The sequence below is a fragment of the Kitasatospora sp. NPDC087271 genome, assembly GCF_044744605.1.
GTDB lineage: Bacteria > Actinomycetota > Actinomycetes > Streptomycetales > Streptomycetaceae > Kitasatospora.
In genome coordinates this window covers 10,526-35,815 of record NZ_JBIUYQ010000044.1, presented here as the reverse complement: position 1 = coordinate 35,815, position 25,290 = coordinate 10,526, and the positions used below count along the sequence as shown (strand labels likewise).

The window sequence follows — 25,290 nt, the reverse complement described above, 5'->3', positions numbered from 1 at the left end:
GTCGCCCTGATCACCGACGCGATGGGCGCGGCCGGCATGGGCGACGGCCTCTACCCGCTCGGCCCGCTCCAGGTCGAGGTCAAGGACGGCGTCGCGATGCTCCCGGACGGCAGCTCCATCGCGGGCTCCACCCTGACGCTGGACGTCGCGTTCAAGCGCTCGCTCACCGTCGACCGCCTGACGCTGAACCAGACCGTCGAGTCGCTGTCCGCCACCCCGGCCCGCCTGCTGGGCCTCGCCGACTCGATCGGCTCGCTGGAGACGGGCAAGCAGGCCGACCTGGTCGTGCTCGACTCCGAGGGCTACGACCTGGTCGCCGTCATGCGCCGCGGCCGCTGGGTCCTCGGCGGCGAACGCTTGCTGCCCCGGGCCGGCTGACCGGCGGGGTGGCGGAGCCGCGGTCCGCGGTCCGCGGTCCGCCGGCGTCCGCGGTGGGGCGCCGGGCACCACTTCGGCTTCGAGGATCGCGATCGCCGCCGGGCCCGAAGTCCACGTGTTGTCGGCCGAGTCGAGTCACCGATGGCGGTACCGCTCAAAGCTCCGTCGGGTAGCCGCTTCGGGGGTGCTTGGCGTTGGCGAGCTGTCGCCGGGGCGCCCGAGGGGGGCGGGACGGGGACTCGCGTGACGGTGAACGCGGCGGAGTCCAGGCCGGGGTGGTGGTGGTCTCCGGGGCGGCGGGCGGGCTGCGCAGGGCCTGGGCTTCGATGGCTTCGGCGAGACGCCGCAGGGCGATCCGGACCTGCGTGCTCTGTCCGTCGCTGAGTGCCCCGAGGACCTGCTGCTCGATGGCCAGGCGCTTGGGCATGACGTCGTCGACGGCGGCCGCGCCCGCGTCGGTGATGAAGACCAGTGCCGCGCGCCGGTCCGCGGGATTCACCGTCCGGACGACGAGGGCGCGCCGTTCCAGCTTGGCCAGCGCCTTGCTCAGCGCGGCCGGCGACCGCCCCATCGAGGCGGCGAGGCGACGCGCGATCGTCGGCTCGGTCGAGTGGCGGAGGTGGTAGAGCACGTCGAACTCCGAGGAGCTGACGGCCGCCGCTTCGAACACCGGTTCAAGGAGGAACTCCAGCATCGCGTGGGCGTGTCGGAGGCCGCCGATGATCTCCATCGACGAAAGGTCGAGGTCAGGACGGCTCTGTACCCACAGCTGCCATACCGCCTGCGTTTCATCCATTCGTGCACATGCTCCAACTTGTTAACCGGTAACCTTTCAGTTACCGTATGACACGTGGCCCGCTTCGAGCTGGGCGACCTGGGCACGCTCATCGGAGACTTGTCCGGTTTTTTGCTCTCTGTGTAGTTGATCTGCTCATGTCATATGAGCCTGGACCGCGACATCCCGCCCGATAGCTTCTCGTCTATGACCGGAGCTGAGGAAAGTGTCACCATGGTCATCGCACATGTCCCCGTCATCCCGTTCCCTGGAACGATTCCGGGATTGGGCTACCTCCGGCAGATAGTACTGGACCGGAATAGCTCGGTGTCCAGCCATTTGCGCGCGTCGGCGTCAAGCAGATCGGACCGGCAGCTTGCCGGGCCCGCATCGCCCGGCAGCGCGCCGAGAAAGTCGAGTTGACGCCGCGACGGGTATGAACCCGCCGTACTGCTCGAACACTTCGAACGGCCCGGAGCGGAACGCGTCGGCGTGACCGGCTCCGCACGGGCGGCCCGCCGCGGTCGCCACGGGCCGCCGTCGCCCTGCGTACCGAGGCCGGTCACCGCGCCCCGGCGCGCCTTTCACGGATCCGCCGCGGGCTGATCGCCCGTGGTTCGTCACCGAATTCAGAATTTCTCCGGCGGTCGCACCGCCGACCCCGAAAATCCGCATGGCCAGATTCCGGGAAAAGGTTTCCGCGCGCTATGACCGATCGCTTGGGATTCAGTCTCACTCAATTGCGCTACTTCGTCGTCTCCGCCGAGATCGGCAACATCTCGGAGGCGGCGGAGAAGCTGTGCGCCTCGCAGTCGACGGTCTCGTCGGCGATCATGCGGCTGGAACGTCAGCTCGGTGTTCAGCTGTTGCTCCGTCACCATGCCCGTGGGGTCTCCCTGACGCCGAGCGGTCGCCACCTGCTGCGGGAGGCGCGCGCGTTGCTGGGGCAGGCCAGGAGCCTCAAGGCGCAGGGCGACGCCCTGGCGGGCGACACGGCAGGCCAGCTCGACGTCGGGTTCTTCTTCCCGATCGCCCCGTTCCTGCTGCCGCTGGTCCACCGTTTGGCCGGGGAACGGCACCGGGCGCTGGAGCTGAACCTCCACGAGGCGTCCGCCGACCGATTGCTGGAGTTCCTCCGGGACGGCCGGTGCGAACTGGCGGTGACGTACGACTTCCTGGCGGGCGACGCCAGGTTCCACCCGTTGGTCGATCTGCCGGTGCACGCCCTGCTGGCGGATGACGACCCGTCGGGCCTGGCCGGCCCGCTCGCTCTGGACGAGTTGGCCGGTCGACCGCTGGTCGCCCTGAACGTCCCGAGCGTGCTCCGCCACGCCGAGCGGATGTTCTCCCGCGCGGGCGTCCGCATGCCGCGGGTGGTGAAGGCGGCGAGCATCGAGACGCTGCGCGGCCTGGTGGCCGCCGGTGCCGGGTTCGCCTTGATGTATCAACCCGCCCGAACCGCAACGACGTTGGACGGGGGCAGGGTCCGCGAGGTCGAGCTGGTCGGAGACCTGCCGCCCGCGACCCTGGGCGCGGCCGTGATGCCCGAGCTGGCCATGAGCAGCCGCGGCAGGGCGTTCCTGGACGTGCTCAGATCCGCGGTCGCGGTCGGGGCGGGCCGGGGGCAGGTCGGGGCGGGTCGGGCGCAGGTCAGTGCAGGTCAGCAGGTAGTCATGGGTTGAGGGAGCGTCGTGCTGGCAGTCATCTTCGCTGGTCAGGGAAGTCAGGAAAAGGGAATGGGGGCAGAGGTCTTCGAACGGTACCCGGGGCTGGTCCAGTACGCCTCGGACGTGCTGGGGTACGACCTGGTCTCCTTGTGCACGGAGGACCCGGACGGCCTGCTGGGCCGCACGGAGTACACCCAGCCGGCGCTGTTCGTCGTCAACGCGCTGCGGACCTTCGAGCGGGTCCACCACGGGGACCGGGAGGCGGACGTCTACCTCGGGCACAGCCTGGGCGAGTACAACGCGCTGCTCGCGGCCGGGTCCTTCGCCTTCGAGACGGGGCTGCGGCTGGTCGCCAAGCGCGGCGAGCTGATGGCGGCGGCCTCCGAGGGCGGCATGACCGCCGTCATGAACACGCCGCCCGGACAACTGCTGGAGATCCTCGCGGAGGACGGCGTCGACGGCGTCGACATCGCCGGCCTCAACACCGGCTCGCAGGTGGTCATCGCGGGCACCCCGCCGGTCCTGGACGCGGCGCACGCGTGCCTGGAGCGCCGGGAGATCCGCTTCGTACGGCTCAAGGTGAGCGCGCCCTTCCACTCCCGGTACATGGAGCCGGCCAGGGTGCGGTTCGCCGAGTTCCTGACGGAGTTCGAGTTCGCCGATCCCGACACCCCCGTCATCTCCAACGTCACGGGCCGGCCGTACGAGCCGGGACAGGTGACGCGCATGCTCACGGAGCAGCTGGTCGCCCCGGTGCGCTGGACCGACAGCGTCCGCGGGCTGCTCGACGGCGACGCCGAGCTGGAATTCACCGAAATCGGGGGCCTGGCCCTCACTCACATGGTTTTCAAAATCAGGGCTGGAGTCTGACACATGGCAACCACGACGGACACGATCCGGCTGTACCTGGAAGACCGTTTCCTCTTCGAGTTCGACGACGTGATCACCCCGGACACCGACCTGTTCAAGGCGGGGGTCATCGACTCGTTCGGCTACGTCAGGATGATGAAGTTCCTGGAGTCCGAGTTCTCCGTCGAGATCTCCCCGGAGGACATCCTCGTGAACGTCTTCGTCTCGCTCACCGCGATCGACGAGTTCGTCACCAAGAAGATCTCCGCGAAGAAGTAGAAGGACGGATCATGTGCGGGCTGGCTGGTTTCCTCTCGACCTCGCTGCACCCCGGTGCCACCGCTGAGGTCATCACCTCGATGCTGTCGAAAATCCACCACCGCGGGCCGGACGAGGCGGGCTACTACCTCGACGACGGCATGGCCATGGGGGCGGTGCGGCTGGCCATCGTCGACCTCGCCGGTGGCTCGCAACCCATGTCCGACCCCTCCGGGCGCTACTGGATCTGCTTCAACGGCGAGATCTACAACCACATCGAACTCCGCGCGGAACTGGAGCGCCTCGGCCGCCCGTTCCGCACCGACCACTCCGACACCGAGGTCGTGCTCCAGGCCTGGATCCAGTGGGGGTCGGACTGCTTCACCCGGTTCAACGGCGCGTTCGCCGTCGCCGTCAGGGACGCGGCGACCGGTGACCTGGTGCTGGCCCGCGACCGCTACGGCAAGCGCCCGCTGTTCTACGCCGACGCGGGCGGGGACTTCCTGTTCGCGTCCGAGATGAAGGCGTTCCGCGCCTTCCCCGGCTTCCGCTTCGAGTTCGACCCGAGGGAGCTGGCCACCACCTACGCCGCGTGGACGCCGCTGCCCGACCGCACGCCGTTCCGGGGCGTGCGCCAGCTGCCGATGGGCTCCGTGTTGACCATCAGCGCGGGCCGCCGCTCGCTGCGCCCCTACGAGGACCTCGACTTCGACGTGCCCGGCTTCGACGGCACCGAGGCCGAGGCGATCGACATGCTCCGGCAGACCCTGCGCACCAGCGTGGAGCTGCGGCTGCGCTCCGACGTCGAGGTCGGCGTCTACCTCAGCGGCGGCCTGGACTCCTCGATCGTGACGAGGCTGGCCACCCAGCTCTCCCCGTACGAGGTCCGCACCTTCTCGGTGGCGTTCCAGGACAAGTCCTTCGACGAGTCCGACAGCCAGCGCCTGGTCGCCGAGCACCTGGGCACCCTGCACACCGCGGTCCCGATCACCAGTGAGGACATCACCGAGCACTTCCCGGCCGCCGTGTACCACGCGGAGGTTCCGACCTTCCGCACCTCGTTCGTGCCGATGTTCCTGCTGTCCCGGCACGTCCGTGACGCCGGGATCAAGACCATCCTCAGCGGCGAGGGCGCCGACGAGGCCTTCCTCGGCTACTCGCTGTTCCGCGAGACCCTGCTGCGCGCGCGGTGGAACGAGCTGACCGACGGCGAGCGCCGCACCCGGCTGGCCGGCCTGCACCCGGAGCTGGAGCACTTCGGCTCCGCCCACCAGGCCCATCTGCTCGGCCTGTACCAGCAGTTCTCGGTGGAACGGCTGCCGGGCCTGTTCTCCCACGAGATGCGGTACCAGAACGGGAGGTTCGCGGCCCGGCTGCTCGCCGACCGGATCGACCCGTTCGCCGACCTGCTCGACCTCGTCGCCGGGACTCCCGGCTACCCGGACATGCCCGCGATGCACAAGGCGCAGTGGCTGGAGTACAAGACGCTGCTGCCCGGATTCCTGCTGTCCACGCAGGGTGAGCGGGCCGCGCTGGCGCACAGCGTGGAGAACCGCTGCCCGTTCCTCGACCCCGCGGTGGTGCGTGCGGCCGCGTCGGTGAACCTGCGCTACGACGACGGCCAGGTCGAGAAGGCCATCCTGAAGAAGGCGTTCCGCGCCGAGCTCCCGGAGTGGACCACCAGCCGCCCCAAGCAGCCCTACCGCGCGCCGGGCAGCGCCGCCTTCAAGGACAGCCGCCCGGACTACCTGGAACTGCTGCTGTCCGACCACGAGTTGGCCGGGATCGGCTGCCTGGACGCGAAGTTCGCCCGGCGCCTGGTCGACAAGGTCATGACCTCGCCGGTGGAGGAGGTCAGCACCAAGGAGGACCAGACCTTCCTCTACCTGCTGACGACCGCCGTGCTCCACCAGCAGTTCGTGCGGGGCGGCGGTACGGCGCCGGCCGGCGCGTCGAGCGCCGCGCTGAACCTGCGGGTGACCGTGGACAACCGCCGTGCCGTGCAGCGAGTGGGGGAGAGCCGATGAGTACCGACGACATCGCGATCATCGGGCTGGCCCTGCGGTTCCCCGGCTCCGACACCCTCGTCGAGCTGTTCGACCACCTCGCGGCCGGACGCTCGCTGATCACCGAGGTGCCCGCCGAACGCTGGTCCAAGGAACGCTACTTCGGCGATCCGCGCGGCGGCGAGGAGAAGACGTACAGCGTCTGGGCCGGGTTCGTCGAGGACGCCGACCGCTTCGACGCCGCCTTCTTCAACATCTCCCCGCGCGAGGCGGAGACGATGGACCCGCAGCAGCGGTTCGCACTGGAGCTGGCCTGGAAGGCCATCGAGGACGCGGGCTACCGGGCGGGCGAACTCGCGGGCAGCCGTACGGGCGTCTTCATGGGCCTGTGCCACGGCGACTACGCCGAGCTGATCGAACGCGACGACGTGCCGACCGACGCCTACTTCCCGACCGGCACGGCCTACTCGATCGTCGCCAACCGGCTGTCCTACTACTTCGACTTCCACGGCCCCAGCATCGCCAACGACACCGCCTGCTCCAGCTCCCTGGTCTCGCTCTACGAGGCCGTCGCCGCCCTGCACAACGGCGACTGCGACCTGGCGCTGGCCGGCGGCGTGAACCTGTGCTGGTCGCCGAAGCTGTTCGTGGCGTTCAGCAAGGCGAGCATGCTCTCGCCCACCGGCCGCTCGCACGCCTTCGACCAGGACGCGGACGGCTTCGTCCGGGGCGAGGGCGGCGCCGTCCTGCTGCTCAAGCCGCTGGCCAGGGCACTGGCGGACGGCGACCCCGTGCACGCGGTGATCAAGGGCGTCGGCACCAACCACGGCGGCAAGACCAACTCGCTGACCGTCACCAACCCGGCCGCCCAGGCCGCGCTGATCGAGGACGTCTACACCCGCGCTGGTGTGACGCCCGAGACGGTGAGCTACATCGAGGCCCACGGTCCCGGCACGCCGGTCGGCGACCCGATCGAGATCGTCGGCCTCAAACGCGCCTTCCAGAGCCTGCACGACGCCCACGGGACGTCACCGCGGCCGGACAGCACCGGCATCGGCTCCATCAAGACCAACATCGGCCACCTGGAATCGGCCGCGGGCGTGGCCGGCGTGGTCAAGGTGATCGGCGCGATGGCCGCCGGGACCCTCCCGGCGACGGTCAACTTCCGGACCAGGAACCAGCTGATCGACCTGGACGGCAGCCCGTTCTACATCGTCGGCGACACCCGGCCGTGGCCGGGCGGCGACGGGGTGCCGCGCCGGGCCGGCGTCAGTTCGTTCGGGTTCGGCGGGACCAACGCCCACGTGCTGCTGGAGGAGCACCTCGGCGGGCCGGCCGACCGCACCGCCGAGCCCGCGGGGCCGTACGTCGTCCCGCTGTCGGCGAAGAACCTGGAGCGGCTGCGGGTGCTCGCGGGCGGCCTGCGGGACCACCTGCTGGCACCGGAGACCCCGCTGCGGCCGCGCCAGGCGCTGGCCGACATCGCCCACACGCTCCAGGTCGGCCGCGAAGCGATGCGGGTCCGGGCCGTGTTCCTGGTCTCGGACCGGGAGCAGCTCGTGGCCGCGCTGGAGTCCGTCGCGGACGGCGAAGTGCGCAACCCCGCCGGGGCCGGGGCCGAACTGGTCGCGGCGGCGCAGGACTGGGCGAACGGGGGCGGCGCCGACTGGCCCGGGCATCCCGGGGCGCGTCGCGTCCGGCTGCCGACCTACCCGTTCGCCCGGGACCGGCACTGGTACGTCACGCCGCCGGCCGAGGCGCCGGGCGCCGTGCTGCTGCACCCGCTCGTCCACCGCAACACCTCCGACCTGGCGCAGCAGCGCTACACCTCCACGTTCACCGGCGCCGAGCCCTTCCTGGCCTCGCACCTGGTCCGCGGCCGGCGGGTGCTGCCCGCGGTCGCGTACCTGGAGATGGCGCGCGCCGCCGTGGAGCGCGCGGCGGCCCGGGAGGGGGCCGTCCGGCTGCGCGACCTCGCGTGGCTGCGGCCGATCGTCGTCGGCGAACCGGTCGACATCGACCTCGCGCTGACGCCGCGCGAGGACGCGATCGCGTTCGAGTTCCGGCAGGGTGAGACGGTCCACAGCACCGGCACCGCCGGACTGGTCACCCTGCCGGACCCGCCGCCGCTGGACCTGGACGCCCTGCGCGCCGCCTGCCGCACCACCCGCGGCACCGACGAGGTCTACGCCGCCTTCCGCGCCCAGGGCCTGGAGTACGGCCCGGCCATGCGCGCGCTGCGCGGGCTCCGGCTGGGCCGTGACGAGGCGATCGCCCGCATCCGGACCACCGGCGCCGACGGTTGCGTGCTGCCGCCGAGCGTCCTGGACGCCGCCTTCCAGACCTCCGTGGTCCTGACGGGCGCCGCCGCCGGCCCGACGCTGCCCTTCACCCTCGACGAGCTCCAGGTGTACCGGCCCTGCCCCGCCGAGACCTGGGCCTGGGTGCGACGCAGCGCCGGCTCCGGGGCGCTCACCACCTTCGACATCGACCTGTGCGACGGCGACGGCGTGATCAGCGCCAGCCTGCGGGGGCTCGCCCAGCGCACCACCGACGCGGGCCCGCGCGTCGTCACGGCGACCACCCGGTGGACCGACCGGCCGCTGGACGCGGACGGCGGCGCCACCCGCACCGCGCACCTCCTGACCCTGCCGGAGATCACCCGGGCGAGCCCGGCCGACGGCGTCGACGCCGCGACCGAGCAGGTGTTCGCCGAGGTCCAGCAGGTGCTCGCGTCCTCTCCCCGGACCGGGCACCGCTTCGTGGCCCTGGTCGACGCCCGGGTGCCGGCCCACTTCCACGCACCGCTGGCGGGCCTGTTCCGCAGCGTCGCCCTGGAGAACCCGCTCGTCTCGGGCCGGGTCGTCCGGGTCGCCGGCCTGGACGCGGCCTCCGCCGAGCAGCTCGCGCGGATCGTGCGGGAGGAGTGCGCCGACGACTCCGCCGACACCGAGGTCCGCTACACCGCCGACGGCACCCGGCAGGTGCTGGAGCCCGTCGAGACGCGACTGGACGCCGGACCGCAGGTGCCCGCGCTGCGGGCCGGCGGCGTCTACTGGGTCACCGGCGGCCTGGGCGGCATCGGCCGCCACCTCGCCCGCTACCTGGGCCGCGCGGGGGCGACGGTCGTCCTGAGCGGACGCTCCCCGGTGGGCTCGGTGGACGCCCTGCGCGCGGAAGGGGTCGACGCGCACTACCTGCCGGTCGACGTCGCCGACGCCGCAGGCGTGCGCGCCGCGGTCGACACGATCGTGCGCGAGCACGGGTCGCTCGACGGCGTGGTGCACGCGGCCGGCCTGCTGCGCGACCAGTACCTGCTGCGCAAGGACCTGGCCGACGTCCGCCTGGTGACGGCGCCGAAGGTCCGCGGCACGCTCAACCTCGACGCCGCCACCCGCCACCTCGACCTGGAGTTCTTCGCGCTCTTCTCCTCGGTCGCCGGCGTCTACGGCAGCCCGGGGCAGTCCGACTACTCGGCGGCCAACGCCTTCCTGGACGCCTTCGCCCGGCACCGCCGGACGCTGGTCGACGCGGGCGAGCGCAGCGGCCGGACCGTCGCGATCAGCTGGCCGCTGTGGGCCGACGGCGGCATGACGCTGGACGAGGTCACCCGCGACTCCCTGCGCCGCGAGCGCGGCTGGGAGGACCTGCCCACCGAGGACGGGCTGCGCGCCTTCGGCCGGGCCCTGCTCGCCGACGCCCCCGCGCACCTCGTCGTCGCCTACGGCGCCAAGGCCACCCTGGCCGCGCAACGCCGGGCGGCCCCGGCCCCCGTGGCCCCGGCCGCCGCCTCGTCCGCTGTTCCGTCCGGCGGCGCGGGCGAGGGCGACCTGCTGCGGCGCACCGAGGAACTGCTCAGGGGGGTCGTCGCCGAGGTCCTGCGGCACGACCCGGAGCACATCGAGTCGGCCACCAACCTCATCGAGTACGGCATCGACTCGCTGAGCATCCTCGGGGTGACCGCCCAGCTGGAGAAGGTGTTCGGGCCGCTGTCCAAGACGATCTTCTTCGAGTACCTGAACATCGCCGAGGTGGCCGCGCACTTCGTGGAGACCAGGCGGGCGCAGCTGGAGGCGGTGCTGGGGGCGACCGGTCAGGCCGGAACCCCGGAAAGCCCGGAAACCGCGGAGACCCCGGAAGCCTCGGCAGCCCCGGTCGTTCAGCCCGAGGCCCCCGCGGTCCAGCCCGAGGCCCCGGCCGCCCGGTTCGAGGCCCCGGCCGCGTCCGCCGTCACCGTGGTCCGCGAACCCGCGCGCGACGACCGGCACGACATCGCGATCATCGGAGTGTCCGGGCGCTACCCCGGCGCCGACACGATGGACGAGCTGTGGGAGCTGCTGGAGAACGGCCGGCACACCTTCGAGGAAGTGCCCGCCGACCGCTGGGGCCACGAGGCCATCCACGACAGCGACCGGTCCGTCCGCGGCAAGAGCGTGATCCGGACCGGGACCTTCCTGCGCGACCTCGACAAGTTCGACCCCCGCTACTTCCGCATCTCCAAGCGCGAGGCCGAGCAGATGTCCCCGGAGGTGCGGCTGTTCCTCCAGTCGGGCGTGGAGGCGCTGGAGGACGCCGGCTACTCGCGGCAGACCATCCACCGCCGCTACCAGGGCGACGTCGGCGTGCTCGTCGGGACCATGAGCAACCACTACAACCTGTACGGCTTCCAGAACAGCCTGACCAGGGGTGCGCCGCAGAGCGGCAGCTACACCGGGACGCTGCCCAACATGCTGTCCTACTTCTACGGCCTGACCGGGCCGTCGATCTTCCTGGACACCATGTGCTCCGCCTCGTCGACGTGCGTGCACCAGGCCGTGCAGATGCTGCGGGCCGGCGAGTGCCGGATGGTCGTCGCGGGCGGCGTCAACCTGATGCTGCACCCGTACAACCTGATCACCTCCTCGGAGGAGCACTTCACCACCGGCACCTCCGACGTGATCCGCAGCTTCGGCCACGGCGTGGACGGCACCATCCTCGGCGAGGGCGTCGGCGCGGTCGTGCTCAAGCCGCTGGTCGACGCCGAGCGCGACGGCGACCACGTGTACGCCGTGATCAAGGGCACCGCCCTGTCCAACGCCGGGACGCGCAACGGCTTCACCGTGCCGAACCCGGGCATGCAGGCGCACGCGATCCAGAAGGCGATCGAGGACGCCGGCGTCGACCCGAGGACGATCGGCTACGTCGAGGGGCACGGCTCGGGCACCGCGCTGGGCGACCCCATCGAGGTCCGCGCCCTGACGTCGGCGTTCCGCAAGTACACCGAGGACCGCCAGTTCTGCGCCCTCGGGTCCGTCAAGGCCAACATGGGGCACCTGCTCGCGGCGGCCGGCATGATCGGCCTGGCGAAGGTGCTGCTCCAACTGAGGCACGGCAAGCTGGCGCCGTCCCTGCACAGCACGGAGCTCAACCCGGACATCGACTTCGCCGACACCCCGTTCCAGGTGCAGCAGAAGCTCGCCGACTGGCAGCCGATGGTCACCGAGGTGGACGGCCGCCAGGTCACCCACCCCCGGCGGGCCGGCATCACCTCGATCGGCGCCGGCGGCATGAACTCGCACATCATCCTTGAGGAGTACCCCGAACGGCCGGTTCGCCAAGAGCCCTTCGGTGAGCAGCTGTTCGTGTTCTCGGCGATGAACGAGGCCGCGCTCGGGCGCTACCTGGCCGTCTTCCGCGACCACCTCGCCGGGGCGCGGGAGGCCGACCTCCCCGACATCGCGTACACCCTGCGGGTCGGAAAGAACGAACTGCCGCACCGCTGGGCGTTCGTGGCGGGGGACCGGCGGTCCGCGCTGGCGGCCGTCGACGGCTACCTGGCCGGGCGGCGGGAGCTGCCCGCGCACGAACTCGCCGCCACCTGGGCCGGCGGCAAGAGCGTCGACTGGGACCAACTGCCGACGGCACGCCGGGTGTCGCTGCCCGCCTACCCGTTCGAGAAGGTGCGCTGCTGGATCGAGCAGACCGACGGCGCACCGTCCGTGCTGGCCCCGCTGGCGCTGCGCGAGCGGCTGCACCCCTTCCTGGGGCGCAACGAATCCGACGTCCGGGGCCTGCGCTACGCCCTGGACGTCCACCTCACCGACCTGCTCGACTACGGCTACCGGCTGGCCAAGGCGCCGACCATCGTGCCCACCTTCGTGGTGGACCTCGCGCTGGCCGCCGCGAAGGTCAGCGGGTTCGCCGCCGAGGCGTCGGTTCACGACCTGCGGGTGCTGCGGCCGGTCGACTGGTCCACGACCACGCGGCTCGTCACGGAGTTCGCCGACGGCCACGGCACCGTCCGGACCGGGGACGGGACGGCGGCGGTCGAGTTCACCGTGCGGGGGGCGGCCACGGCGCCGTCCGGCCGGGTCGAGCCGGCCGGACTGCGGGAGGTCCTCACCCGGGAGCAGTTCCTGGCCGAACTGGCCGAGGGCGGGCTGGACTACAAGCCGGCCTCGTGCGCGGTCGAGGGCGTGTTCCGCGCGCCGGACGGCCGGACGGTGCTGACCATCGGCAGTCCCGCGTTCCAGCAGGACCACGTCCGGCGCAACGTCACCGTCGAGCCGTTCGTGCTCGCGGCGATCGCCCAGGGCGTGCAGTGGGAGGCCAAGCGCGCCGGGGCGCCGGACTGGACCCTGGTCGCGCTCAACCAGGTCGGGGAGATCCGGGTGCGGGCCGGTTCGCCGGTCACGCACGTGGTCCTCGGCGACGACCGGATCCTGCTGCTCGGGGGCACGGGCGAGGTCGTCGGGGAGCTGGCCGGGGTGCGGCGCGGTACCGGAGGGGTGGCGCCGGGCGATCGTCCGGCGCCGCAGGCCCGCCCGGTGCGAGAGCGGGAGCCGGTCGTACCGGCTGAGCAGGATGTACGAGCGGTGTCGGCGGTGTCGGGTGTCGTGGACGTCCTGCGCTCCATCGCCGCCGAGATCCTCAAGTTCGAGCCGGAGGAGCTCGACCCGGCTACCGGACTGGACGCGTTCGGCTTCGACTCCATCTCGCTGGTGACCTTCGCGAAGGAGATCCACGAGCGGTTCGGGGTCGTGGTCAGCCCGGCGGTGTTCTTCGACGTCAGCACCCTGGAGGCGCTGGGCGCCCACCTGGTCGACGAGCACGGTGCCACGGCGAAGGCCGAGGTGAAGGCCGAGGTGAAGGCCGAGGCCGGGGTCAAGATCAAGGTCGAACCCCAGCCCCAACCCCAGCCCCAACCCCAGTCCCAGCCCCAGCCGGAGTCGGAGCCGGTCCGCACCGGGCCCGACCCGCGTCGGCCGATCGCCGTCATCGGCGCGGCCGGGCGCTTCCCGGGCGCCCGCGACCTGGACGAGTACTGGGCGAACCTGCTGGCGGGCAAGGACTCCGTCACCGCGTTCCCGCTGCACCGCTACGACGAGGAGCAGCGCAAAGCCATCGAGGCCCAGGACTTCCCCCAACGGATCGGAGCCCTGGACGACGTCGACGCCTTCGACGCCGGCTTCTTCCGCATCCTGCCGCGCGAGGCCGAACTGATGGACCCGCAGCACCGCCTCGTCCTGGAGACGGTCTGGCAGGCGCTGGAGGACAGCGCGTACCGACCCGCCGACCTGCCGACCAACACGGGCGTGTTCATCGGCGTCACCGGCAACGACTACGCGACGCTGCTCGCCACGCTCGGCGTGCGACCGGACGCCTTCACCTCGACCGGCACCACGCACTCGATCCTGGCCAACCGCATCTCCTACCTGCTCGACGTGCGCGGCCCGAGCGAGCCGATCGACACGGCCTGCTCCAGCTCGCTGGTGGCGGTGCACCGCGCGATCGAGGCGATCCGCTCCGGCACCTGCGACCTGGCCGTCGCGGGCGGGGTCAACGTGCTGCTCAGCACGGACACCTTCGTCAGCGCGCACCGCGCGGGCATGCTCAGCCCGGACGGCCTCTGCAAGACCTTCGACGCGGGCGCGAACGGCTACGTCCGGGGCGAGGGCGTCGGGGTGGTGGTGCTCAAGTCGCTGGCGGCGGCGGAGCGCGACGGTGACGCGATCCTCGGGGTGATCCGGGGCAGCGCGTACAACCACGGCGGCCGGGCCAACTCGCTGACCGCGCCGAACGCCGACGCCCAGGCCGAGCTGGTGACGGCCGCCGTCGGCGACCTCGACCCGGACACCATCGGCTACATCGAGACCCACGGCACCGGCACGGCCCTCGGCGATCCGGTGGAGGTCCGGGCGCTGCGCACCGCGTTCCGCCGGCTGGGCCGCAGCGACGACGGGGCGTGCGGCCTCGGCTCGGTCAAGACCAACATCGGCCACCTGGAGTCGGCCGCGGGCATCGCCGGGCTGCTGAAGGTGCTGCTCGCGCTCAAGCACGGCGTGCTGCCCGCGACTCAGCACCTCCAGGAGGTCAACCCGTACATCGAACTGGCCGGCGGCCCGTTCCACATCGTGCGGGAGAACGAGGCCTGGCCGCGCCCCCGCAGCGGTGCCGGCGGCCCCGCGCCGCGGCGTGCCGGGGTGAGCAGCTTCGGGTTCGGCGGCGTCAACGCCCATGTGGTCGTCGAGGAGTACGTACGCGGCGACCGGGACGGGGAGGGCGACGGCGGGCCGGTCGCGGTGCCGCTGTCGGCCCGCACCGCCCGGCAGCTGACCGACCGGGCCCGGGGCCTGCTCGCCTACCTGGAGTCCCCGGAGTCGGAGCAGGTGTCGCTGCGGTCCGTCGCGTGGAGCCTCCAGGTCGGCCGCGAGGAGATGGCGGAACGGGTCGGCTGGGTCGTCTCGTCCCGTTCCGAACTCGTCGACGGGCTCCGGGCGTTCGTCGCCACCGGCGAGCGCGGAGCCGAGCCGGAGCCGATCGGACGGTGGGTCGGCGGGGGCGCCGTCGACTGGCGTTCGCTGCTCGGCGACGGCACGCCCCGGCGCGCGCACCTGCCCGGATACCCGTTCGCCCGGGACCGCTTCTGGGCCCCCGGCACCCGGCAGGAGAGCGGCACGACCCTGCTGACCGCCCGCTGGACGCCGACGCCCGTCGCCGCGACCGGCCGGTACGACCGGCGCGTCGTCGTGCTGTGTGGGGTCGACGGGGAGGTACCCGAGGCGATCCGCCTCGACACGGCCAAGCAGCGGCCGGAGAGCCGGTTCCGCGACCTGTCGTGGCAACTGTTGGAGACCGTCCGCGGCCTCGACGCCCGGGACGGCACCACGCTCGTCCAGGTCGTCACGGCGGACCTCGCTCTCGCGGGCCTGCTGCGGACCGTCACCAAGGAGAACCCGCGGATCGTCGGCCAGGTCATCGGCGTCGACGGCGTCCACGGCACCGACCTGGCCGCCGCCGTCGCGGAGAACGCCCGCGCCGCCGACGACCTGGTGCTCTACCGCGACGGCGTCCGGCACACGCGCAGCTGGGCCCCGGCCGAACTCCCGGGCCCGGGTGCGGGAACGGCCTCCGGCAAGCCCTGGCGGGACGGCGGCGTGTACCTGATCACCGGCGGGGCCGGCGGGATCGGCGCCTCGACGGCCCGGCGCATCGCCGCCGACGTCCGGCGGCCGACCGTCGTACTGGCCGGCCGCTCGCCGCAGGACGGCCGGATCGACCGCCTGCTCGCCGAGCTGCGGCAGACCGGCGCGGACGCGAGGTACGTGCGCGCCGACGTCTCCCGCTGGGAGGAGGTGCGGCACCTGGTCGCCGAGGCGGGCGCCGTCACCGGCATCGTGCACGCCGCCGGCGTGGTGCGGGACTCGCTGCTCGCGGACAAGACCGCCGAGCAGTGGGACGAGGTCCTCGCGACCAAGGTGGACGCCCTCGTGCACCTCGACCGGGCCACCGGGCACTGCCCGCTGGAGTTCGTGCTGACCTTCTCCTCGGGCGCCGCCGTCACCGGCAACCCGGGGCAGTCCGACTACGCGACCGCCAACGCCTTCCTCGACGAGTTCGCCGCCGTGCGCAACGCGCGGGTCGCCGAGGGGCTGCGCCGCGGGCGCACCCTGTCCATCGCCTGGCCGCTGTGGGAGGACGGCGGCATGCAGGTCGGCGAGCGGACCCGGGCCTACCTCTGGGAGGACCGGGGGCTGGTGCCGATGCCCACGGAATCCGGGCTCACGGCGCTGGTCGACGCCTGGAACGCGGGGGCGGACCAGGTGTGGGTGCACCACGGCGACCCGACGCGGGTGCCGACCGGAACACCGGCCCCGGCCGCCGCGCCGACAACTCCCGCACCGACGGCTCCCGTTCCGGAGGCTCCCGTCCGTGGCGCCGACCCGAACGTCCTCGGCCACCTCCTCGCCCTGTTCGCCGAGGTCAGCGGGCTCGCCCCTGGCGCGGTCGACCCCGACCGCCCGCTGGTCGACATCGGCCTGGACTCGGTGATGGTCATCCAGCTCAACCGGGAGCTGGTGCGGACCTACCCCGAGGTCTCCTCGACGATCTTCTACGAGCACCCGACCCTGCGGGCCGTGGCCGGTCAACTCGCCGGCCTCCGGCGGGAACCGGCGCGCCCGCAGGCGGCCACGGCCGACCGGCCGGTGGCGGGCGACCAGCCGGCGGCGACTGCCGAACAGCGGGCCACCAGCGCTCGGCCGACCGCCGTCCCCGACCGGCCGGCGCCCGGCGCCGACGAGCCGATCGCGGTGATCGGGCTGAGCGGCCGCTACCCGGGCGCCGCCGACCTGGACGAGTTCTGGGAGAACCTCACGGCGGGCCGCGACTGCGTCCGCGAGGTGGACCGCTGGTCGCTGGACGGCTTCTTCGAGCCCGACCGCAACACGGCGGTGGCCACCGGCCGCAGCTACAGCAAGTGGGGCGGCTTCCTGGACGACTTCGCCGCGTTCGATCCCCGGTTCTTCGGCATCGCCCCGCGCGACGCCTACGCCATGGACCCGCAGGAGCGGCTGTTCGTGCAGGCGGCGTGGGAGGTGCTGGAGGACGCCGGGTACACGAGGGCGCGCCTCGCCGAGCGCCACGGCCACGGGGTCGGGGTGTTCGCGGGCGTCACCAAGGTCGGCCACGCCCGGCACGAGGTGGGCCGGCTGCCCTCGGGCGAACTCGTGGTGCCCGGCCTGTCGTTCGCCTCGCTGAGCGCCCGCGCCTCCTACCTGCTCGACCTGCGCGGGCCGAGCCTGACGATCGACACCATGTGCTCGGCTTCGCTGACCGCGATCCACGAGGCGTGCGATCAACTCCGGCGCGGCGCCTGCGAGGTGGCGATCGCCGGTGGCGTGAACCTCTACGCGCACCCGCTGGACTACGTCGAGCTGTGCCGCTCCGGGATGCTCTCGCCCGACCAGCACTGCCGCAGCTTCGGCACCGGCGGCCACGGGTTCGTGCCCGGTGAGGGCGTCGGGTGCGTGCTGCTCAAGCCGCTGTCCCGCGCGGTGGCCGACGGGGACCGCGTGCTCGCGGTGATCCGGGGCTCCAGCGTCAACCACGGCGGCCGTTCCACCGGCTACACCGTGCCGAGCCCGGTCGCCCAGGCCGATGTCGTCCGGCGGGCGCTGGACCAGGCCGGGGTCTCCGCCCGGCAGGTCGGCTACGTCGAGGCGCACGGCACCGGCACCGAACTGGGCGACCCGATCGAGATCACGGGCCTGACCAAGGCCTTCGAACAGGACACCGCGGAGCGGCAGTTCTGCGCGATCGGCTCGGTGAAGTCCGGCATCGGCCACCTGGAGGCCGCGGCCGGGGTGGCCGGCCTGACGAAGGTCCTGCTCCAGCTCAAGCACCGGCAACTCGTCCCGAGCCTGCACGCCGAACAGCTCAACCCGAACATCAGCTTCGAACGGACCCCGTTCCGGGTCCAGCGCGAACTGAGCCCGTGGCACTCCGACGGCCCGCGGATCGCGGCGGTGTCCTCCTTCGGTGCCGGCGGCTCGAACGCACACGTGATCGTCGAGGAGTATTCCGTGCAGCCCACCGACGGCGCGAACAACGGCGCCGAACAAGCCCGACAACCCCAACAGGCCGGACAGGCCGAACACGTCGTCGTCCTCTCCGCGAGGACTCCCGACCAGCTCACCGCGTCCGTCGACCGGCTGGCCGGATTCCTCGACCGCAACCCGGACACCGCCCTCGCCGACCTGGCCTTCACGCTCCAGGTCGGGCGGGAGGCGATGGCCGAGCGGTACGCGGTCGCCGTCTCGTCGACGGCGGAGCTGAGGGCGGCCCTGCGGGGCGGCCGGGGGCACCGGGGCACCGCCGGGGAATCCGGCGGACTGCTCGCCGAGATCACCGGTGACGGCGACCTCCAGGAACTGCTGGTCCGGCAGTGGATCGCGGCCGGCAAGCTGTCCAAGCTCGCGGCGCTGTGGGCTGCCGGTACCGAGGTGGACTGGGAGCGCCTGCACCAGGGCGCGCCGCGCCGGGTGGTGTCGCTGCCGACGTACCCGTTCGCCAAGGAGCGGTTCTGGATCGGCGACCTGACCCGGCAGGCGCCGGCACCCGCACTCGCGGCCGTACCCGAGCCCGTGCCGACGCCCGCGCCGGTCGCGGCACCGATCGCGGCGCCGATCGTCCAACCCGCCGTCGCGCACAGGGGACTGGACGAGATCGTGCCCGCCGTGGTGCGGGAGAAGATCGCCCGCGCGCTGGCGATGGAGGTCGAGGAGGTCGAGGGCGGGCTGGCGTTCGCCGACTACGGCCTGGACTCGATCCTGGCGATCCGCGTGGTGGACCAGCTCAACGGCGCGCTGACGCTGGACCTGCCGACGAGCGTGGTCTTCGACTTCAGCACGGCCGACCGGCTGGCCGAGCACCTGCTCGCCGAGTACCGGGGCGTCATCGTCCACACGGAGGGAGCGACGGAGCCCGCCGACGAACGGGAGAGCGCCCCGCCACCGGTCGTGCGGCCCGTGGCGGCCGGGCAGCCGCACAGCGGCACCGGGAGCGCGGAGCGCGGACCGATCGCGGTGATCGGCATGAGCGGCCGGTTCGCCGGCGCCGACTCGCTGGACGAACTCTGGACGCACCTGGCCGACGGCGACGACCTGGTCACCGAGGCGACCCGGTTCGACCTCGACGGCCTGAGCGCCTGCACCCGGGGCGGCTTCCTCGACCGCATCGACGAGTTCGACGCGATGTTCTTCAACATCTCCGGCACCGAGGCCGCGGTGATGGACCCGCAGCAGCGGCTGCTGCTCGAAGAGTCCTGGAAGGCACTGGAGGACGCCGGCTACGCGGGCCGGATGGGCCGGGCGCGCTGCGGCGTCTACGTCGGGGCGTGGGCCGGCGACTACCAGGGGCTGCTGGATCCGGAGGCGCCGGCGCAGACCCTGTGGGGCAACATGACCTCGGTCATCCCGAGCCGGGTGTCGTACTTCCTTGACCTCAAGGGCCAGGCGATCGCCGTCGACACGTCGTGCTCCAGCTCGCTGGTGGCGATCGACCTGGCGTGCAAGGACCTGTGGTCCGGCGAGACCTCGATGGCGCTGGCGGGCGGGGTGTTCCTCCAGTCCACGCCACGGCTGTACCGGCTCGCGGGCCGCGCCGGGATGCTGTCGCCGACCGGCCGCTGCCACACCTTCGACCACCGCGCCGACGGCTTCGTGCCCGGCGAGGGCGTCGGGGTCGTGGTGCTCAAGCGGCTCGCGGACGCGCTGGCCGACGGCGACCACATCCACGGCGTGATCAAGGCCAGCGGCGTCAACCAGGACGGCGCCACCAACGGGATCACCGCGCCGAGTTCGGTGTCCCAGGAGAGCCTGCTCGGCGAGGTGTACGAGCGGTTCGGCGTCGACGTGGAGCGGATCGGACTCGTCGAGGCGCACGGCACCGGCACCAAGCTCGGCGACCCGATCGAGTTCCAGGCGCTGAACCGGGCGTTCCGCGCCCGCACCGACCGGACGGAGTACTGCGCGGTCGGCTCGCTGAAGACCAACATCGGCCACACCCAGTTCGCGGCGGGCATCGCGGGCGTGCTGAAGGTGCTGCTGGCGATCAAGCACCGGAAGATCCCCGCCTCGCTGCACTTCGAGGCCGCCAACGAGGCGATCCCGCTGGCGGGAAGCCCGTTCTACCTGAGCACCCGCACCCACGACTGGGAGAGCCCCGCCGGGGTGCCGCGGTGCGGGGTGGTGAGCTCCTTCGGCGCCAGCGGCACCAATGCGCACCTGGTGATCGAGGAGGCCCCGGCCGCCACCGACGCCGTCGCGCGCACCGCCGTCGCGCCGCGGACGGACCACGTGGTGGTCCTCTCGGCGCGGACGGAGGATCAACTCCTCGAACAGCGGCGCCGATTGGCGCTCCACGTCCGCGCCCACGCGTCGATCGACCTCGGTGACCTCGCCTACACCCTGGCCGTCGGCCGGGAGCGCTTCGCCCACCGCTTCGCCTGCGTGGTCCGCGACCGCGACGAGCTGGTCCGGGTGCTGGACGGCACCGTCCCGGCCCGGCTGCCCGACGAGGACCGGGTGCCCGCCGAGGGCCGACGGATCCCGCTGCCGACCTACCCGTTCGCCCGCGACCGCCACTGGGCCCCGACCGCCGACGGCAACGGCAGCAGTGACAGTGGCGCCAGCGGCAACGGCAACAACGTCACGCTGACCCGCACGGACGGCCTGCTGCGCGACCACGTGGTGCAGGGCCGTCACCTCCTGCCCGCGGTCGCCTACCTCGAACTCGCCCGCAAGGCGCTGGGCGCCACCCGGGTGCGGATGCGCAACGTCACGTGGGTGCAGCCGCTGGAGGTCTCGGACACCCCGGTCGACGTCCGGGTCGAGGTCCGCGCGAGCGAGCAGGGCGGGCACCGGTTCGAGATCGGCACCGGCTCCACCGTGTGCTGCGAGGGCGCCATCGCGCCGTCCGACGCCCCGCGCCCGGCACCGGTCGACCTCGCCGCGCTGCGCGCGGACTGCCGGGAGACCGTGTCCGGCGAGCGGATCCACGAGGCCCTGGTGGCGATGGGCATCGACCACGGCCCGAGCCTGCGGGCGATCCGGCAGGCACACGTCGGCTCCGGTCTCGTCCTCGCCGAACTGGCCCTGCCCAGCTCGGCGGAGCCCGGACCGCTGGCGCCCGCGATGCTGGACTCGGCGATCCAGGCGGCCGTCGCGCCCCACCTCACCGGCATGCGGGAGACCGCCGTGCCGTTCGCCCTGGACCGGCTCGACCTGTTCGCCCCGTGCAAGTCGGCGATGTGGGCCGTGGTGCGAGGCGGCGCGGCCGGGCCGCTCGACAAGCTCGACATCGACCTGGTCGACGCCGACGGCGCGGTCTGCGTGCGGCTGACCGGCTACACCTCGCGCCGCACCGTCCGGAGCGAACCCGCGCTGTACGCGCCCGTCTGGGACTCGATCACCGCGACCGACGCGCCCGTGCCCGCTTACACCGACCGGGTCCTGGTCGTCGGCGGACCGACACCGCTCGACGGCGCCCTGACCTGGTCGCTGCCGCCGTCCGCCTCCGTCGAGGAGGTGACCGCCGCACTGCGCGACCTCGGACCGGTCGACCACCTGGTCTGGACGGCGCCCGAGCCCAAGCTCGACCCCGTCGACGCCGCCGGGTACACGGCCGCCCAGAACGACGGCGTCGTCGCCGCGTTCCGCCTGATCAAGGCGCTGATCGGAGCCGGGTACGACGCCCGGCCGCTGGGGATCACGCTGGTCACCACCCGCGCGCTCGCCACCCACGCCGACGACCCCGTCCAGCCGGCGCACGCCGGGCTGCACGGCCTGTTCGGCTCCCTGGGGCGCGAGTACGAGCAGTGGACCGTCCGGCGCGTCGACCTCGACGGCCCCGACTGGCCCGCCGACCTCACCGCCCTGCCCGCCCGCTCGTCCGAGGACGCCTGGGTCCGACGGGCCGGCCAGTGGCTGGCCCGGCACTGGGCGCCGTGCGAGACGCCCGCGAAACCGGTCTACCGCGAGGGCGGCGTCTACGTGGTGATCGGCGGCGCCGGCGGCCTGGGCACCGCCTGGACCCAGCACGTGGTGCGGCAGTACGGCGCGCACGTCACCTGGATCGGCCGCAGCGCACCCGACGCGGCCATCGAGGAACGGCTCCGCTCCGTCCAGGGACGCGGCACCGTCCGCTACCTCAGCGCCGACGCCGGGGACCCGGCCGCGCTGCGCCGGGCCGTCGGCGAGGTCAAGGAGCGCCACCCGCGGATCGACGGGGTCGTGCAGGCCGCGCTCGTCCTGCGGGACAGCACCTTCGCCCGGATGGACGAGGCCACCCTGCGCGCGGGGCTGGCGGCCAAGGTCGACGTCACGACGGCGATGGCCGAGGTCTTCGACGGCGAGCAACTGGACTTCGCCGTGCTGCTGTCGTCGATGCAGTCCTTCACGACGGCGGCCGGCCAGGGCAACTACGCGGCCGGCTGCACCTTCAGCGACGCCTACGCGCACGCGCTCGGACAGCACTGGGACACCCCCGTCAGGGTCATGAACTGGGGGTGGTGGGGCAACCTCGGGAGCGTCACCTCCGAGTTCTACCGGGAGCGGCTGAGCCGGGTCGGCCTGGTGTCGATCGAGCCGCGCGAGGGGCTCGCCGCCCTGGACGCCCTGCTCGGCGGGGAACAGCGGCAGCTGGCCTTCGTGAAGACCAACCAGCACAACACCCTGGCGAACTTCGACCGCGCCACCCAGGTCACCGTGCACGGCCGGACGCCCTCCCGGGTGCGCGGCGAGCTGTTGCTCGCGCCGGAGAGCGTGGACGGCCTGATGGACGAGGTCGTGCGGTGGCGCCGGACCGAGCGGGACCCGTGGCTGGCGAAGGTCCTGGCGGCCCAGCTGGCGACCGTCGACCGCACCGCGATCCTGCCGGTGTACGCCGACTGGCTGGAGCACGCCCGGCGGGCCACCGTGTCGGCCGGGCCGACGGAGGCCGTGTCCACGGCGGGCGTGCTCGCGGAGGCCGTCCTCGCGCAGTGGGACCGGCAGTGCGAGTCCTGGTCGGCCGACGCCGACCGCAAGGCCGAACTGCGGCTGGCCTCCGCCATGCTGCGGGCGCTGCCGGACATCGTGACCGGCCGGACCAGGCCCACCGACGTCATGTTCCCGCGCGGTTCGGTGGAGCTGGTGGAGGGCTGCTACCGCAACAACCACGTCGCGGACGTGTTCAACCGCGCCATGGCCGGCGCCGCCGTCGCCGTCGTGTCGGAGCGGCTGCGCCGTGAACCGGGGGCGCGGCTGCGGATCCTGGAGATCGGCGCCGGCACCGGCGGCACCAGCGCCGGGATGTTCGCCGCGCTCAAGCCGTACCAGGAGAGCATCGAGACGTACGTCTACACGGACCTCTCCAAGGCCTTCCTCAACCACGCCCGCGCCACCTACGGGCCGGGCGTGCCCTACCTGGACTGCCGACTGCTCAACATCGAACGGCCGCTGGCCGGGCAGGACGTCGGCGAGGGCGGGTTCGACCTGGTGATCGCGGCCAACGTGCTGCACGCGACCAAGGACACCCGCAACACCCTGCGCAACGCCAAGGCCGCGATGCGGGCCGGAGGGTGGCTGCTGCTGAACGAGCTGTCGGCCTTCGACCTGTTCAGCCACGTCACCTTCGGGCTGCTGGAAGGCTGGTGGCTGTTCGACGACCGGTCGCTGCGGATCCCGGGCTCGCCGGCGCTGTCGCCGGAGAACTGGCGGGACGTGCTGGCGGGGGAGGGCTTCGGGACGGTGGTGTTCCCGCTGCCGCAGGCGCTGCCGCTGGGACAGCAGGTCATCGCGGCGGAGAGCGACGGGGTGGCCCGGCAGGCGGTCGGGACCAGGCCGAAGGGCGTCACCCGGCCGGCGGCTGCTGCGGCGCCTGTCGCGGCGCCTGTCGCCGTGCCTGCTGCGGTGCCTACCGTGGTGCCGACGCCCCGGCCGGAGCCCGCGCCCGCCCCGCCGGCCGCGAGCCACGCGCCCGCCCCCGCTCCCTCCGCCGCACCGGCGTCGCGCTCCGACCTGTCCGCGCTCATCCTCGACAAGGCCGCGGCCGTGCTCGGCATCCCGGCCGAGCGGATCGACACCGCGGCCCCGCTCACCCACTACGGCCTGGACTCGATCCTGGTCCTCCAGCTCACCAACGCCCTGCGCGAGGAGTTCGGTGACGACGTCTCCGCGACCCTGCTCTTCGACGTCGAGACCGTCGACGGCCTGTGCGCCCACTTCGCCGGTGCAGGGGCCGCCGCGACGGCCACGGCGGATGCCCAGGCCGGCCCGGCGGGCGAGCGGTGGAACCTCTCGTGCGGCCAGCTGACCATGTACCGCGACCAGCAGCGCTCGCCGGAGTCGACCGCCTACAACCTCCCGCTCCTCTTCGAGATCCACGGCGAGCTGGACGAAGCCGCCCTGGAGCGGGCGGTCCGTGCCCAGAGCGGCATCCATCCGGTGCTGAGCGCCGTCTTCGGCGAGCGGGACGGCGTGCCGTTCATGGACATCGACCCGGGCCGGGCGCCGTCCTTCGAACGGGTCGACCTCACGGCCACCAAGCGCGCCGCCCAACTGGCCGGGCTGCGGGACTTGGTGAACCTCCCGTTCGACCTGGCGACGGGCCCGCTGGTCCGCGCGCACCTGGTCTCCCTCGCCGGGCGGCGGCGCCTGCTGCTGATCACCGCGCACCACATCCTGCTGGACGGCACGTCCACGGCGATCCTGATCCGCACGCTCAAGGAGGCCTACCAGGGCCGGGGGAGCCTGAGCCGCGCCGGCTACGGCGACTTCGTCGCCTGGGAGGAGGCGCTGCTCGCCGGCCCGCGCGCGCGGCAGCACCGGGACTACTGGCTGCGGGAGCTGGCAGGTCATCGACCGGCGCTCGCGCTGCCCTACGACCGGCCGTACGACCCCAAGCGGATGCCCCGCGTGGACGTGGCGACGGTCAAGCTGCCGCCGCCGCTGGCCGCCGCCCTGGCCGACGCGGCGCGCGAGCACCGGGTCAGCGTCGCCACCGTGCTGTTCGCGACGTACGTGCGGTTCCTGCACCGGCTGACCGGGCAGGACGACCTGGTCCTCGGCATGACGGCGGTCGCCCGCTACGAGGAGCGGTTCCAGGACGTCGTCGGCCAGTTCGCGAACTGCCTGCCGATCCGCTGCACGGCCGTCGGCGGCTTCCCCGAGCTGCTGAAGTCCCTTCAGCGCAAGGTGGTCGGCGGCATCGAGCACGGCGGCTACCCGCTGCTGGAGATCGCCCGGGCCGTGGGCGCGGACGACGAACCGCTGGTCCTGACCAACTTCCTGTTCCAGAACTTCGACGGCGCCGACCTGCTGACCAACGCGGCCCCGGCCGCGCCCGGGGAGTTGGACCTGCGGCTGTTCGACGACCTGCCCTACGCCGGGGAGTACGTCCTCTCCGCCGAGTCCTACCGGGACGGCGAGGGGTTCAAGGTCTTCCTCAAGTACGACGCGAACGTGTTCGACGAGGCCACCGCCCGGCGCATGACGGAGGAGTGGTACGCGGTCATCCGCAAGGAGCTGGGCCTGCGGTAGGCCGTTCCGCGGACCGC

Annotated in this window: 7 protein-coding genes; 6 read left to right on the top strand and 1 reads right to left on the bottom strand. The window is 72.8% G+C overall.

Going from position 1 to position 25,290, the window contains the following annotated elements:
- On the top strand, nucleotides 1-378 hold a 378-nt coding region (locus ACIO9K_RS36945; RefSeq protein WP_400336269.1), incomplete at its 5' end, for an amidohydrolase family protein.
- 154 nt (nucleotides 379-532) lie between these two features.
- Here ACIO9K_RS36945 and ACIO9K_RS36940 read toward each other — a convergent pair.
- On the bottom strand, nucleotides 533-1,108 hold the full coding sequence (locus ACIO9K_RS36940) for a MarR family winged helix-turn-helix transcriptional regulator (RefSeq protein ID WP_400336267.1): 576 nt from the start codon (nucleotides 1,106-1,108) through the stop codon (nucleotides 533-535).
- A 764-nt stretch (nucleotides 1,109-1,872) separates the two neighbouring features.
- On the opposite strand from ACIO9K_RS36940, the gene ACIO9K_RS36935 reads away from it, so the two are divergent.
- From ACIO9K_RS36935 to ACIO9K_RS36915, 5 genes are read left to right on the top strand one after another with little or no spacing between them, the layout of a single operon-like run.
- Nucleotides 1,873-2,835: a LysR substrate-binding domain-containing protein gene (locus ACIO9K_RS36935; RefSeq protein WP_363626114.1), complete on the top strand. Its 963-nt coding sequence runs from the start codon at nucleotides 1,873-1,875 to the stop codon at nucleotides 2,833-2,835.
- A 9-nt stretch (nucleotides 2,836-2,844) separates the two neighbouring features.
- Nucleotides 2,845-3,690: an acyltransferase domain-containing protein gene (locus tag ACIO9K_RS36930; protein ID WP_363626112.1), complete on the top strand. Its 846-nt coding sequence runs from the start codon at nucleotides 2,845-2,847 to the stop codon at nucleotides 3,688-3,690.
- Between the two features lie 3 nt (nucleotides 3,691-3,693).
- Nucleotides 3,694-3,948 (top strand): phosphopantetheine-binding protein, encoded by a 255-nt coding sequence (locus ACIO9K_RS36925; RefSeq protein ID WP_363626110.1) that lies wholly within the window; start codon nucleotides 3,694-3,696, stop codon nucleotides 3,946-3,948.
- Nucleotides 3,949-3,959: 11 nt separating this feature from the next.
- Nucleotides 3,960-5,954 carry an asparagine synthase (glutamine-hydrolyzing) gene (gene asnB, locus ACIO9K_RS36920; RefSeq protein WP_400336264.1) on the top strand — a complete coding sequence of 665 codons (1,995 nt, stop codon included), beginning with the start codon at nucleotides 3,960-3,962 and terminating at the stop codon, nucleotides 5,952-5,954.
- Nucleotides 5,951-25,273 (top strand): SDR family NAD(P)-dependent oxidoreductase, encoded by a 19,323-nt coding sequence (locus ACIO9K_RS36915; protein WP_400336262.1) that lies wholly within the window; start codon nucleotides 5,951-5,953, stop codon nucleotides 25,271-25,273. The genes asnB and ACIO9K_RS36915 overlap by 4 nt, the downstream gene beginning before the upstream one ends.
- Nucleotides 25,274-25,290: the final 17 nt, after the last annotated feature.

Bases quoted from the DNA above. Each gene is read 5' to 3' on its own strand.
- ACIO9K_RS36940 (WP_400336267.1), bottom strand. From the start codon at position 1,108: ATGGAGATCATCGGCGGCCTCCGACACGCCCACGCGATGCTGGAGTTC.
- ACIO9K_RS36925 (WP_363626110.1), top strand. From the start codon at position 3,694: ATGGCAACCACGACGGACACGATCCGGCTGTACCTGGAAGACCGTTTC.
- asnB (WP_400336264.1), top strand. From the start codon at position 3,960: ATGTGCGGGCTGGCTGGTTTCCTCTCGACCTCGCTGCACCCCGGTGCC.
- ACIO9K_RS36915 (WP_400336262.1), top strand. From the start codon at position 5,951: ATGAGTACCGACGACATCGCGATCATCGGGCTGGCCCTGCGGTTCCCC.